This window comes from Streptomyces sp. P3 (assembly GCF_003032475.1).
In the GTDB taxonomy this organism is placed as follows: domain Bacteria; phylum Actinomycetota; class Actinomycetes; order Streptomycetales; family Streptomycetaceae; genus Streptomyces.
The window spans coordinates 889,436-901,645 of the sequence record NZ_CP028369.1 but is presented as its reverse complement, the minus strand read 5'-3'; the positions used below and the strand labels follow the sequence as shown (position 1 = coordinate 901,645).

General features: G+C 73.3%; 10 protein-coding genes. 5 read left to right on the top strand and 5 right to left on the bottom strand.

The window, feature by feature from the left end; all coding sequences use genetic code 11:
* The first annotated feature begins 101 nt into the window (after nt 1-101).
* The 3 genes from C6376_RS03810 (at nt 102) to C6376_RS03800 (ending at nt 3,939) form a co-directional block, all read left to right on the top strand.
* Complete coding sequence (locus C6376_RS03810) at nt 102-509, top strand: (deoxy)nucleoside triphosphate pyrophosphohydrolase (protein ID WP_107442094.1); 408 nt, start codon at nt 102-104, stop codon at nt 507-509.
* Nucleotides 510-622: 113 nt separating this feature from the next.
* Nucleotides 623-1,051, top strand: coding sequence for an ATP-binding protein (locus C6376_RS03805; RefSeq protein ID WP_107442093.1), 429 nt, complete (start codon nt 623-625; stop codon nt 1,049-1,051).
* A 269-nt stretch (nt 1,052-1,320) separates the two neighbouring features.
* Nucleotides 1,321-3,939, top strand: coding sequence for a SpoIIE family protein phosphatase (locus C6376_RS03800; protein WP_107442092.1), 2,619 nt, complete (start codon nt 1,321-1,323; stop codon nt 3,937-3,939).
* Between the two features lie 484 nt (nt 3,940-4,423).
* Here the strand turns inward: C6376_RS03800 and C6376_RS03795 are convergent, their stop codons facing one another.
* The gene (locus C6376_RS03795) at nt 4,424-6,010 is read right to left on the bottom strand and encodes a hypothetical protein (protein WP_254075827.1); all 1,587 of its coding nucleotides are present in this window, start codon (nt 6,008-6,010) and stop codon (nt 4,424-4,426) included.
* Nucleotides 6,011-6,405: 395 nt separating this feature from the next.
* Between C6376_RS03795 and C6376_RS03790 the strand changes: the two genes are divergently transcribed.
* Both C6376_RS03790 and C6376_RS03785 read left to right on the top strand, forming a co-directional pair.
* Nucleotides 6,406-7,578 (top strand): glycoside hydrolase family 18 protein, encoded by a 1,173-nt coding sequence (locus C6376_RS03790; protein ID WP_107448758.1) that lies wholly within the window; start codon nt 6,406-6,408, stop codon nt 7,576-7,578.
* A gap of 91 nt (nt 7,579-7,669) precedes the next feature.
* Nucleotides 7,670-8,011: a hypothetical protein gene (locus tag C6376_RS03785; protein ID WP_107442090.1), complete on the top strand. Its 342-nt coding sequence runs from the start codon at nt 7,670-7,672 to the stop codon at nt 8,009-8,011.
* On the opposite strand, the gene C6376_RS03780 is transcribed toward C6376_RS03785, so the two are convergent.
* The 4 genes from C6376_RS03780 to C6376_RS03765 are packed head-to-tail and all read right to left on the bottom strand — an operon-like array spanning nt 7,992 to nt 11,915.
* Nucleotides 7,992-8,762, bottom strand: coding sequence for a succinate dehydrogenase/fumarate reductase iron-sulfur subunit (locus tag C6376_RS03780; protein WP_107442089.1), 771 nt, complete (start codon nt 8,760-8,762; stop codon nt 7,992-7,994). The two genes, C6376_RS03785 and C6376_RS03780, sit on opposite strands and share 20 nt — an antisense overlap.
* Nucleotides 8,759-10,711: a fumarate reductase/succinate dehydrogenase flavoprotein subunit gene (locus C6376_RS03775; protein ID WP_107442088.1), complete on the bottom strand. Its 1,953-nt coding sequence runs from the start codon at nt 10,709-10,711 to the stop codon at nt 8,759-8,761. Before C6376_RS03775 ends, C6376_RS03780 begins: the two co-directional genes overlap by 4 nt.
* A gap of 32 nt (nt 10,712-10,743) precedes the next feature.
* The gene (locus C6376_RS03770; RefSeq protein WP_107442087.1) at nt 10,744-11,577 is read right to left on the bottom strand and encodes a hypothetical protein; all 834 of its coding nucleotides are present in this window, start codon (nt 11,575-11,577) and stop codon (nt 10,744-10,746) included.
* 47 nt (nt 11,578-11,624) lie between these two features.
* A complete protein-coding gene (locus tag C6376_RS03765; RefSeq protein ID WP_057584388.1) occupies nt 11,625-11,915 on the bottom strand; it encodes a hypothetical protein in 291 nt (96 codons plus the stop codon).
* Nucleotides 11,916-12,210: the final 295 nt, after the last annotated feature.

Genomic DNA, 12,210 nt, shown 5'->3' with positions numbered 1-12,210 from the left:
TGAACTGACCCCCGGCACCCAGGAGGCGCCGGCGCTGAGGCGACCTGCGGAACCGAACGGCCCTCCGGCCGAGTTGACCGGACTCCCGTAGGCTCCGGCGCATGACGGAACGGATCGTGGTGGTGGGAGCCGCCCTGTTCGACGGCGGTCGCCTGCTCGCCGCCCGCCGCAGCGCACCGCCGGAACTCGCCGGGCGCTGGGAGCTGCCCGGCGGCAAGGTCGAGGAGGGTGAGACGCCCGAGGTGGCCCTCGCGCGCGAACTGCGCGAGGAACTCGGCGTCGCCGCGGAGGTCGTCGAGCGTGTCCCGGGGGAGTGGCCCCTGAAGCCGCCCTATGTGCTTCAGGTGTGGAGCGCCCGGCTGCACCCGGGATCCGCCGCTCCCCGGCCGCTCCAGGACCACGACGAGCTGCGCTGGCTCACCCCGGGCGAGATCTGGCACGTCGACTGGCTCGACCAGGACGTTCCCGCCGTCCGTGAGACGCTCACCAGGGTTCCGGGAGCCCGCTGACCGGCGGCCGGGTCGCCCTCCGTACGCCGTTCGTGCCACAGCACGCAGCGCGCGGCGGTACTGGCTCCCGGATATCGGGTATGTGCCCATTAACCCCGCGAAATCGGACAGGGGTGTACTCGCTGGCCCGGGATGTGATCGGCGTGATCGACACCGAAGGCGACCGAGCCGAGTGGACGTTTCCCGCGGACCCCGGCGCGGTGCGCACCGCGCGCCGTGCCGTGCGCGAGCAACTGCGCGACTGGGACCTCGACAGTGTGGGCGACCTCGCCGCGCTGTTGGTCAGCGAACTGGTCACCAACGCCCTGCGGCACGCCACCGGTCCCATCGGCGTCCGCCTGGTCCGCCCCGCCCGGCTGGAGGGCGTCCTCCTGGTCGAGGTCTCCGACCCGCTGCCGGACCCGCCCCGCGAGCGGATCGCCCGTCCCGAGGACGAGAGCGGCCGCGGCCTGCAGCTGGTCGCCTCGTCCTCACGCCGGTGGGGTACCCGCCCGGGGGGCGCCGGCAAGACGGTGTGGTTCGAGCTCGCCGTGCCGGATTGACGGGCACCTGCGCGGGGAGGAGCCAGTGTACAGCGGGGGCGGCACTGTCGCCGTCGGGTTCCGGTCGCCGACCGGTGCCGGAAGGTGGGGTTCGACGACGTGTCCGCTGGTTAGAAGACGGGAAGTGTCGTCGCAGGACGGGCCGGAAAAAGCCTGGACCGTGCTGTGATCGTGAACACCGTGTCGCGCGGCCCCGTAGTGCTGGATACTGCGGGCAGCCGCCGCCGGTGACCGGTGCCGGGCGCGGTGAGCTGGAGGGGACGGTTCGCGTGAGCGAGATACCAGCGAAGGCCACGGAGTCCGAGGACCCGTCGGGCGGCGCGAGGGCCGAGGCCGCCGTGCCCGGCGGTCTCCCGGACGGCGAGGCGCTCGCCGACGCCATATGGCAGAGCAGCCCGCCCGGCTCGATCTACGACTACATCAAGGTCGCCTCGTTCTCCATCGGCCCCGACGGTCTCGTCGACCAGTGGAGCCTGCGCGCCGAGCAGATCTTCGGCATCCCCGCCGACCGGGCCGTGGGCATGGACCCCATCGACGCGTTCATCGACCCGGACCTGCGCGAGCGCGGCCAGCGCAAGATGGCCGAGATCCTGGACGGGCGCGAGTGGACCGGCGTGGTCCCGTTCCGGATGCCGGACCCGGCGCCCGGCGGCGGACGCGGCGAACAGGGCCTCGCCGAGGTGTACGTCATGCCGACCCGCAGCCTGGACGGCGAGAAGGCCGCCGTGTGCATCGTGGTCGACGTCCGCACGCTCCGCAGCATCGAGACGGACCTCGCCGCCTCGCAGTCCATTTTCGGCCAATCCCCGTTCGGGTTCCTGCTGATCGACCTCGACCTGCGGGTCCGCCGCGCCAACCAGCGGTTCGCCTCCGTCTTCGGCGGCACCCCCGACGACCACCGCGGCAGGGGCGTCCACGACTACCTGCCCCGGTCCGAGGCCGACCGCGTCAGCGCGACCCTGCGCCGGGTGCTGCAGACCGGCGACTCCATCACGGACATGCACGTCACCGGCTTCGTGCCGGGCACCGACGAGCGCCGCCACTGGTCGATCAACCTCTACCGCGTGCACAGCGGCAGCGGCCGCCCGATCGGCGTCGCCTGGCTCGGCACCGACGTCACGGCCCGCCGCGCCGCGGCCCGCGAGGCCGCCGCCGCGCGGCGCAATCTCGCCCTGCTGAACGACGCGGGAGCCCGCATCGGGAACTCCCTCGACCTGGAGACGACCGCGCGCGAACTCCTCGACGTCGTCGTGCCCGGCTTCTGCGACCTCGCCACCGTCGACCTCTACCAGGGGCTCCTGGCCGGCGACGAGACCCCGCCCGGCCTCGCCGACGGCAGCGCGGAACTGCGCAGGGTCGCCTTCTCCTCCGCCGTCTCCGACGCGCCCTTCCCCGGCGCGGGCCCGCCCGTCGCCGTCGGCGCGGTCCACCACTTCCCGTTCAACTCGCCCTGCGCCGACGCCCTGCGCACCGCCCGCCCGCAGACCATCCCCGGTGACGAGGGCGGCCTCGTGCAGGGCACGCTCGCCGTCCCGATGGTCGCCCACGACACCGTCGTCGGCCTCGCGCAGTTCTCGCGGACGAAGGGCAGCGAGCCGTTCGGGGAACGGGACCGCGGTCTGGCCGTGGAGCTCGCGGCGCGGGCGGCGGTCTGCATCGACAACGCCCGCCTGTACCGGCGCGAGCACGAACGGGCGCTGATACTGCAGCGGTCGCTGCTGCCGCCCGGCGACCCGGTGGCGTCCGGCCTGGACATCGCCTGCCGCTATCTGCCCGGCAACGTCTCCTCCGGCCGTCCCAGCGAGGTCGGCGGCGACTGGTTCGACGTCATCGAACTGCCCGGCCACCGCACCGCTTTGGTGGTGGGGGACGTGATGGGCCGCGGGCTGCGGGCGGCGGTCGCGATGGGCGAACTGCGCACGGCCGTCCGCACGCTGGCCCTGCTGGACCTCGAACCGGCCGAGGTGCTCTCCGCGCTGGACGAGATCGCGCGCGGCCTCGGCACCCCGGGAGGCGTCCAGCAGGCGACCAGGGCGGCCCGCCGCCCCCGCGAGGCCGACCTGTCCGAGGTCTACCTCGCGACCTGTGTTTACGCGGTCTACGACTCGGTCACCCGCCGCTGCACCTTCGCCAACGCGGGCCATCTGCCTCCGGTCCTCGTCGAACCCGGCGAGCCGGCGCTGATGCTCGACGTGCCGCCCGGCATGCCGCTCGGCGTGGGCGGCGAGCCCTTCGAGGAGGTCGAGGTCGAACTCCCCGAGGGCGCGCTGCTGGCGCTCTACACGGACGGCCTGGTCGAATCCCGCGACCATCCGCTGGACGAGGGTCTCAACGCGTTCGTGGGAGCCCTCACCGACCCCTCCGCGCCCCTCGAGGACGTCTGCGACCACGTCCTGAGCACCCTCGACTCGCACCACGGCGAGGACGACATCGCGCTGCTGATGGCCCGGGTGCAGGGGCTGCCCGCCGACTCGGTCGGCGACTGGACCCTGCCGCGCGAGCCGCGCAGCGTGGGCCGGGCGCGGGAGCACGCGCGCGGCCGGTTGCTCGCCTGGGGCCTCGAACCCCTCGTTGACACGACGGAACTGCTGGTCAGCGAACTCGTCACCAACGCGCTGCGGTACGGCGAGGGCGAGATCAGACTGCGGCTGCTGCTGGACCGCACCCTGGTGTGCGAGGTCTGGGACGCCGGTCTCGTCCAGCCGCGCCGACGCCGCGCCCGGGACACCGACGAGGGAGGCCGCGGCCTCCAGCTCGTAGGCCTCCTGGCAGCGGCCTGGGGCTCCCGCCGGACACCGCGCGGGAAGACGGTCTGGTTCGAACTGCCGCTGCCGGACGGCGAGACGGGTCTGACGGACCCGGCGGAGGCGTTGCTGAGCCTGTTCTGACCCACGCTCGGCAACCGGCGACCGAACGGCGGCCGGAACCCCGATCGCCGGGTGTCGGTCGCGGTGCGCCGATCGCCGATCGCCGATCGCCGGGTGCCGGGCCCCGGGTGCCGGGCCCCGGGCCCAGGTAGCCGGTTGCCGGGGGCGTCGGCCGGATCCGGCTCCGCGCGGCCCGCGAGGCCTGCGCCTCACTGGCCTCCGTTGCCGCCCGGGTGCTCACGTGCGGGCGGCGGACCCTCGGGTCGCGCTTCGGCCCTGCGCGGCCCGCGCGCCGTGAGGTCGTGCCGTCGGCCCGGCGCGGCCCAGCGCGCCCGGCTTCCTCGGCGTCCGTCCGCCTGCTCACGCCCGACGAAGACGGGGCGGGGCTGCGCGGCGCGCGGGCGTGCCGTCGGCCGTCGGCTCTGCGCGAGTTGCCCGGCGTACGCCCCCGCCGCCCGCCGCCCGCCGCCCGCCCCCCGGCCGGGCTTCCTTGCTGCCGGCCTGCTCACGCGCCGCCGGAGGACGGGGCGGCGGGGCCCGAGGGCGTGCCGTCGACGGTGGTTCCGGGCGCGACGATGCCGCCGAGCACGGCGCCGGCCGCGCCGATCTCGCCGGCCGCCCCCTCCGGCGCGGGGCCCGGGTTGCCGTGCGTCCGCACGTCCTGCTCGGCCAGCTCAAGGGATTCAAGGGCGAGGTCGTCCGCGCTCCGGCGGTCGGCCGGATCGTTCGTGGCGAGGAGACGTTCCGCCTCGGCCAGCCGGGTGCGCGCCGCGGCGCCGACCGCTCCGCGGTGCGTCTCCACGAAGTCCGCCGCCGCGCCCGTGGCGGTGCGGGCGACGATCAGGGCGGCGGCCGGCAGCACCCCGGCCCGTCCCGCCGCGAACGGCTCCGTGACCCGTACGATCCGGCGCAGCATGCCGACCGGGTCGACGGGCCGGCCGGCCGTCAGCTCCTGCCGCACGGAGGCCAGGACGACGTCCGCGTGCCGCAACAGGGCGTGTGGCGCGCCGGGTCCCATGGCCGCCTCGTCCGCCCGTGTCGCGGACAGCTCCGCCTCCGCACCGGTCAGGGCGGCCGGCACCGTCCGCTCGGCCGCCTTCAGCAGCGCGGCGAGCCGTTCGACCCCGCCGAGGAGGACCGCCGCCTGGGCGACGGCGGCCTCGGCGGCTCGCAGATGCGTCGCCGCCGTGGCGTCCCTTCCCGAATCGGCCGCCTGACGGGCCTCGTTCAGCCGGACGGTGGCGAACAGCAGCCGGTCCTTGGCCTGTTCGACGTTCCCGACGGCGAAAGCGGTGGCGGTGGGCGCGTACCGCGTGCGCAGGCCCGCGAGGACGGTCTCCACGCCCGCCACGAGCCCGGTCAGCTCCCGGAACCGGCCCTCGGCGACGCCCAGTGCCTCACCCGGCCCGCGGTCGGGGTCGGGGTCCCGCAGCCGCTCCAGCGCGTCGGTCACCGAGGCCAGCCGTCGTGTCGTCTCCTCGCACCGTCCGACGATCCCCGCGAGCGCGTGCGTCCGGGCCGCGGCCTCGGCCGGCGTCCCCTCGTCGTAGCGCCGGCGCATCCGGAACGCGGCGGCGAGTTCGGTCCCGGCCTCCTGGACCGTCCGGCGCAGGGGGGTCACGGCGTCCCTCCCGAACAGGGTCTCGGCGTAGTCGAGTTCGGTGCGGACCGCGCGGATCCGGTCGTCGGCCTCGAGCAGTGCGGTGCGGGCCCGCCCGTCGAGGGCGGCGAGGGGCGGCGCGGATCCCGGCGGCGGGGGGCCGCCCGACCCGCCGGGAGTGGTCCGGCTGCGGGCCCGCCGGACCCGGCGCACATACCCGTAACCGGCCACCGCGCCGACCGCGGCCGCCGCCACGAGCGGCAGCACCAGGTCGGTGGTGGACGTCTCGTCCTCTTCCTCCGCGGCGGCCGCGACGGAGCCCGGTGCGGACGCCGGCTCCTTGATCGCAACCGGAGCGTCGTCGCCCGACGTCATCCCTGGCAACACCAGCCACACGACCCCGAGCGCACAGCCCAGCACGGCATGCGCCACCCGCACGGATATGTGCGGCCCGGCACGCCGCGGTCGGCCTCGAGGCAGGGGAGAGGTCACATTTGGGAGCGTATGACCGTGAAACCGGTCACGCGAGTGGGATACACCCGAGGCGGGGGGCGGTGGGGCGCAACGACACGGGAGGGATGACCGGGATGGACCGATCGCCGGAACGCACGGAGTCGAAACCGCAACCGCAAACACAAGCGCAACCAAAACCGCAACCGAGGCCCGCGACAGCGCCCCAGCGGAAACCGGAGTCGACGCAGGCCGGGTTACTGCGGGCTGAACCGACGCCCAGGCAACGGCCCGGCCCCGCCCCCGCCGCACCGGACTCCGCCGACTCTGCCGCAGCCGCCCCGGACTCCGCCCCCGGCGCGGGCGTCGCAGCCCCCGGCGCCGCCCCCGCCGGCCCCGAGGCCTCCTCCGCAGAGGTCGCCGCCCCAGCCTCCGTCCTGGCTCCCGTCCCCGCCGCCGAGACCGGTGACGTTCCGCCCGAGCCGCCCGCGTCCGACGCCGAGGGCGGGGCAGGAGAAGGCGCCGAGGGCGGGGCCGACGGTGACGGCGGTTCGGGCGGCCCCGGCGGCGGAGCCGGTGCCGCCCCGGGCCGTGGGCCGGCCCGACGTCGACTGCGCCGGGTACGCCGCGCCGCCCTCGTCCTCGTCCTGCTGATCCTGGTGCCGATCCTCGTCGCGGAGGCCGCACTGCGGGTGAACTACCTGGGCGATCCGGGCGACGGCACGTACACCCGAGGCAAGGACGCCATCTGGCTGGGCCACGCCTGGGTGGACGGCCGCAAGACCGAGGCCGACGTCGAGACCCTGACCCGCCGCCTCGCCGACACCGGCATGCGGGACCTCTATCTGCACGCGGGGCCCCTGGAGCACGACGGCACGCTGCCGAAGTCCACCTACGCGAACGCGCGGTGGTTCATAGCCGCGGTGCACCGGGAGGCGCCGAAGCTGCGCGTCCAGGCCTGGCTCGGCGACGTGCTCGCCACGGAGACCCCGGACGGCATGCGGCTGGAGCGGCCGCAGACCCGTGCCGCCGTCGTGCGGTCGACCCGTGAGATCCTCGCGGCCGGTTTCGAGGGCGCCCACTTCGACCTCGAACCCCTCCACTCCGACGACGCCGACTACCTCACCCTGCTCGACTCCCTGCGCGCCGTCACCCGGGCCCACCACGCCCAGCTCTCCGTCGCCGCCCACCAGATCGACCCGGTGCCCGGATTCCACTCCTTCTGGGGCACGACCACCGGGCACCCCAAGTGGTGGTCGCAGAGGTTCTTCGGCCAGGTCGCCCGCCGCGTCGACCAGATCGCCGTGATGTCGTACGACACCATGCAGCCGCTGCAGAGCACCTACGGCGGTTACGTCGCCCAGCAGACGTCCCTCGCCCTGGAGGTCACTCCGCCCTCCACCGACCTGCTGATGGGCCTGCCCTTCTACCGGGAGAACCGCTTCGGCCACTGGGCGCACGCGGAGACGGTCGCCGCCGCCGTCCGGGGCGTCCGGCTCGGCCTGTCCCGCACCGACGCCGACCGCGAGAACTTCGGCGTGGCGGCGTACGTGGACTTCGCGGCGACGGAGACCGACTGGACGTCGTACCAGGAGGGCTGGGTCCGGTAGGCGCGGACCGGGGGCGACGTGTCCCAAGACCCGGCCACGGGTCGGCAGGGGTCGGGTCAAGACTCTTGCCGGCGCCGGAGATCCTGCGAGCATGAGCGCCATGCACGCGATTCTGGTGGGGGCGACCGCACTCGCCGTCATGGTTCTGGCCGTGGGCGGTGCGGCCGGAGTCGCGACCGGCTGGGTCCCGCCGTGGGGCAGGTCCAGGATTCTCAGGCCGCGGCTGTGGGGATACGGATCGCTGGTCACCGCAGCCGGAGCGACGGTGTGGGCCCTCGTCGGCCCGCTGAAGGGTCCGCCGCACGGCGCGTCGGTCTACGTCGCGTGGGCCGGGTGGGTCGTGTTCATGGCGGGGCTGCTGGTCCGGCTCCGTGCCCGGCGCCCCGGCCGCGTCCCCCGGCTGCCCCCGGCGTCTACGACGACCGCCTCCTGATCTTCGAGCCCAGCCACACCAGCGGGTCGTACTTGCGGTCGACGGCGCGTTCCTTCAGCGGGATCAGCGCGTTGTCGGTGATCTTGATGCCCTCGGGGCAGACCTCCGTGCAGCACTTGGTGATGTTGCAGTAGCCGAGGCCGTGTTCGTCCTGGGCCGTGCGTTTGCGGTCCAGGCCGCTCGCCTCGGCCCCGTCCAGCGGGTGCATGTCCAGCTCGGCGATCCGCATGAGGAAGCGGGGGCCGGCGAACGCCGCCTTGTTCTCCTCGTGGTCGCGCACGACATGGCAGGTGTCCTGGCACAGGAAGCACTCGATGCACTTGCGGAACTCCTGCGAACGGTCCACGTCCTCCTGGAACATCCGGTACTCGCCGGGCCCGACCCCCTCGGGCGGCACGAACGCCGGGACCTCCCTCGCCTTGCGGTAGTTGAACCCGACGTCCGTGACCAGGTCGCGGATCACCGGGAAGGCCCGCAGCGGGGTCACCGTGATCGTCTCGTCGGGGGTGAACACCGACATGCGCGTCATGCACATCAGCCGGGGCCGCCCGTTGATCTCCGCCGAGCACGAACCGCACTTGCCCGCCTTGCAGTTCCAGCGGACGGCGAGGTCGGGCGCCTGTGTGGACTGCAGCCGGTGGATGATGTCCAGCACCACCTCGCCGTCGTTGACCTCGACCGCGAAGTCCTCCAGACCGCCGCCCTCCGTGTCACCGCGCCAGACCCGGAACCGGGCCTCGTAGCCGCTCATTCGCACAGCTCCTCTTCGGTGAGGTACTTGACCAGCTCCTCCTTCTCGAAGAGGGCGAGCAGGTCGGGGCGGACGGGTTCGGTGGTCTCGCGGACGAGCTGGATCCGGCCGCGCTGCGGGTCGTCGGCCGCCGGGCCCTCGGTGGGGCCGGCGAGCCGGCAGATCAGGTTGACGTTGCGCCACGTGCGCTCCATCGCCGGGCAGTCCTCGCGGGTGTGGCCGCCGCGCGACTCGGTGCGCTCCAGCGCCGCCCGCGCCACGCACTCGCTGACCAGCAGCATGTTCCGCAGGTCGAGCGCCAGGTGCCAGCCGGGGTTGAACTGGCGGTGGCCCTCGACGCCGGCCCGCCGGGCCCGTGCCCGCAGCCGCGCCAGCCGGTTCAGGGCCTCCTCCATCTCGCCCTCCCGGCGGATGATGCCGACCAGGTCGTTCATGGTCTGCTGGAGTTCCTGATGGAGGGTGTACGGGTTCTCCGCGGGGCCGGCCGCGGCACCGCTCACGGGCCCCTCGCCGACCGCCTCGGCGGAGAAGGGGCGCAGCGCCTCGGCGGCCGCCGCGTCCACCTGCGCCTCGTCCACCGTCGGGCGCTCGTACGTCGTCGCCGCCGCGTACTCGGCCGCGTGCAGGCCCGCTCGCCGGCCGAACACCAGCAGGTCGGAGAGGGAGTTGCCGCCGAGCCGGTTGGAGCCGTGCATGCCGCCGGCCACCTCGCCGGACGCGTACAGTCCCGGCACCCCCCGTGCGGCGGCCGTGTCGGAGTCGACCGCGATGCCGCCCATCACGTAGTGGCAGGTCGGCCCGACCTCCATGGCCTCGGCGGTGATGTCGACGTCCGCGAGCTCCTTGAACTGGTGGTACATGGAGGGCAGCCGGCGCTTGATGACGTCGGCGGGCATCCGTGTCGACACGTCCAGGAAGACCCCGCCGTGCGGGGAGCCGCGGCCCGCCTTCACCTCGGAGTTGATGGCGCGGGCCACCTCGTCACGGGGGAGCAGCTCAGGCGGACGCCGGTTGTGGTCCGGGTCCTCGTACCAGCGGTCGCCCTCCTCCTCCGACTCGGCGTACTTCTCCTTGAAGACGTCGGGGACGTAGTCGAACATGAACCGCCTGCCCTCGGAGTTGCGCAGCACCCCGCCGTCCCCGCGGACGGACTCCGTGACGAGGATGCCCTTCACCGACGGCGGCCAGACCATGCCCGTCGGGTGGAACTGCACGAACTCCATGTTGAGCAGGGGCGCCCCGGCGAGCAGGGCCAGCGCGTGGCCGTCGCCGGTGTACTCCCACGAGTTCGACGTGACCTTGAAGGACTTGCCGATGCCGCCGGTCGCGATCACCACGGCGGGCGCCTGCAGGACGAAGAAGCGGCCGGTCTCGCGTTCGTAGGCGAAGACACCGCTCACTCTCGACCCGTCCTTGAGGATCCGGGTGACCGTGCACTCCTGGAAGACCTTCAGCCGTGACTCGTAGTCGCCGGTCTCCTTGTGGTCCTCCTGCTGGAGCGAGACGATCTTCTGCTGGAGGGTGCGGATCAGTTCCAGGCCCGTCCGGTCGCCGACGTGGGCGAGGCGCGGGTACTCGTGGCCGCCGAAGTTGCGCTGGGAGATCCGGCCGTCGGCGGTGCGGTCGAAGAGCGCGCCCCAGGTCTCCAGCTCCCAGACCCGGTCCGGGGCCTCCCGGGCATGCAGCTCGGCCATCCGCCACTGGTTGAGGAACTTCCCGCCGCGCAGCGTGTCGCGGAAGTGGACCTGCCAGCTGTCGTGCTCGTTGGCGTTGGCCATCGCCGCCGCGATGCCGCCCTCGGCCATCACCGTGTGCGCCTTGCCGAACAGCGACTTGCAGATGACGGCGGTGCGGGCGCCCCGCTCGCGCGCCTCGATGGCGGCCCGCAGCCCGGCGCCTCCCGCGCCGACCACGACGACGTCCCACTCCTGGCGGTCGACCACGGACATCAGCAGGCCCCACTCATCAGGTTCGGCAGCATCTAGAAAAACCTCGGATCGTCGAAGACACCGGACGCGACGAGATAGACGTAGAAGTCGGCGAGCGCCACGCTCACCAGCGACGCCCAGGCCAGCTGCATGTGGCGGGCGTTGAGCCTGCCGACGAACTGCCACGCCCGGTAGCGCACGGGGTGCCTGGAGAAGTGCTTCAGTTTGCCGCCGACGATGTGCCGGCAGGAGTGGCAGGAGATCGTGTACGCCCAGATCAGCCCGATGTTCACCAGGAAGACGACGGTGCCGAGTCCCATGTGCCCCCACGCGTAGTGCTCGTCGCGGAAGGCGAGCACGGTGTCGTAGGTGAGGATCCCGGCGACGACGATCGCGGCGTAGAAGAAGTACCGGTGGAGGTTCTGCAGGATGAGCGGGAAACGGGTCTCGCCGGTGTACTTCGCGTGCGGCTCGGCCACCGCGCAGGCCGGGGGCGAGGCCCAGAAGCCCCGGTAGTAGGCCTTGCGGTAGTAGTAGCAGGTCAGCCGGAAGCCGAGCGGGAAGATCAGGATGATGATCGCGGGGGAGATCCCCCACCAGGCGCCGAAGAGCTCCGCGTTGGGGCCGTGCCGCATCGTGTCGCAGTTCTCCGCCAGGCACGGGGAGTAGAACGGCGAGACGTAGGGGGCCGCGTAGTAGTCGGCGTTCGCGAAGGCCCGCCAGGTCGAGTAGACGATGAAGGCCAGCAGACCGGCGGCGGTGGCGGCGGGGGCCAGCCACCAGCGGTCGGTCCGCAGATGGGGCGCGGCGATCGCGGCGCGGCCGGCGCCGCGTACGCCGCTCGGGGGACGGTGGTCGGTGGGTGAGGGTTCCGTACCAGTGGCCAACGCAGGACTCCGGTTCGGGTCGGGAGGCTCGGGTCGGGGGGCTCGGGTCAGGGGGCGTGGCGGTCCCGGGCGCCGAGTCCCTCGTCGTCCGTGTCGATCCACAGGGAGTCGTCGTAGGGGGTGTCGGGGATGGTGACCAGTTCGGGCTTGCGCGGCGCGCCGGGATGGGCGGCCGCCTCGCGCAGCAGTGCGACGCTCTCCCGCAGGTGGTCCGCGTCGGTGCGGACGCGGCGCATCTCCAGGCCGCCGCTGCCGATCTGCTGTTCCAGGCGGCCGACGGACCGGGAGAGGTCGTCGAGGCAACGCTGGACGGTTGTCAGGTCGTCGTGCACGGACATGACATGACCTCGCTTCCGTGGGCAGGGCCAGGGACGGCAACGCTCATGCGCCTGCGAGTGTTGCGCGTCACACCGGTGGATGTGAAGGCGTGTGCAGTGATTGGCGGATACGCAGGGGTGCGGAGGGAGTGCGGAGGGGGTGCGTTGCTCCGCACGAGTGGGGTTGCGGGTCCCTGCCGCCGTGTCGCTCCCGGCAGGCGAACCCTTTCCTCTTCAGTAAGTCGTAGATCTGATCAACTCCAAAATACCGCCAAATGTGATCAGAACGCACTGCCAGCGGCTCCCCGGAGGTACC

Bases quoted from the DNA above. Each gene is read 5' to 3' on its own strand.
- C6376_RS03810 (WP_107442094.1), top strand. From the start codon at position 102: ATGACGGAACGGATCGTGGTGGTGGGAGCCGCCCTGTTCGACGGCGGT.
- C6376_RS03785 (WP_107442090.1), top strand. From the start codon at position 7,670: ATGAGCGCCATGCACGCGATTCTGGTGGGGGCGACCGCACTCGCCGTC.
- C6376_RS03780 (WP_107442089.1), bottom strand. From the start codon at position 8,762: ATGAGCGGCTACGAGGCCCGGTTCCGGGTCTGGCGCGGTGACACGGAG.
- C6376_RS03775 (WP_107442088.1), bottom strand. From the start codon at position 10,711: ATGTCCGTGGTCGACCGCCAGGAGTGGGACGTCGTCGTGGTCGGCGCG.
- C6376_RS03765 (WP_057584388.1), bottom strand. From the start codon at position 11,915: ATGTCCGTGCACGACGACCTGACAACCGTCCAGCGTTGCCTCGACGAC.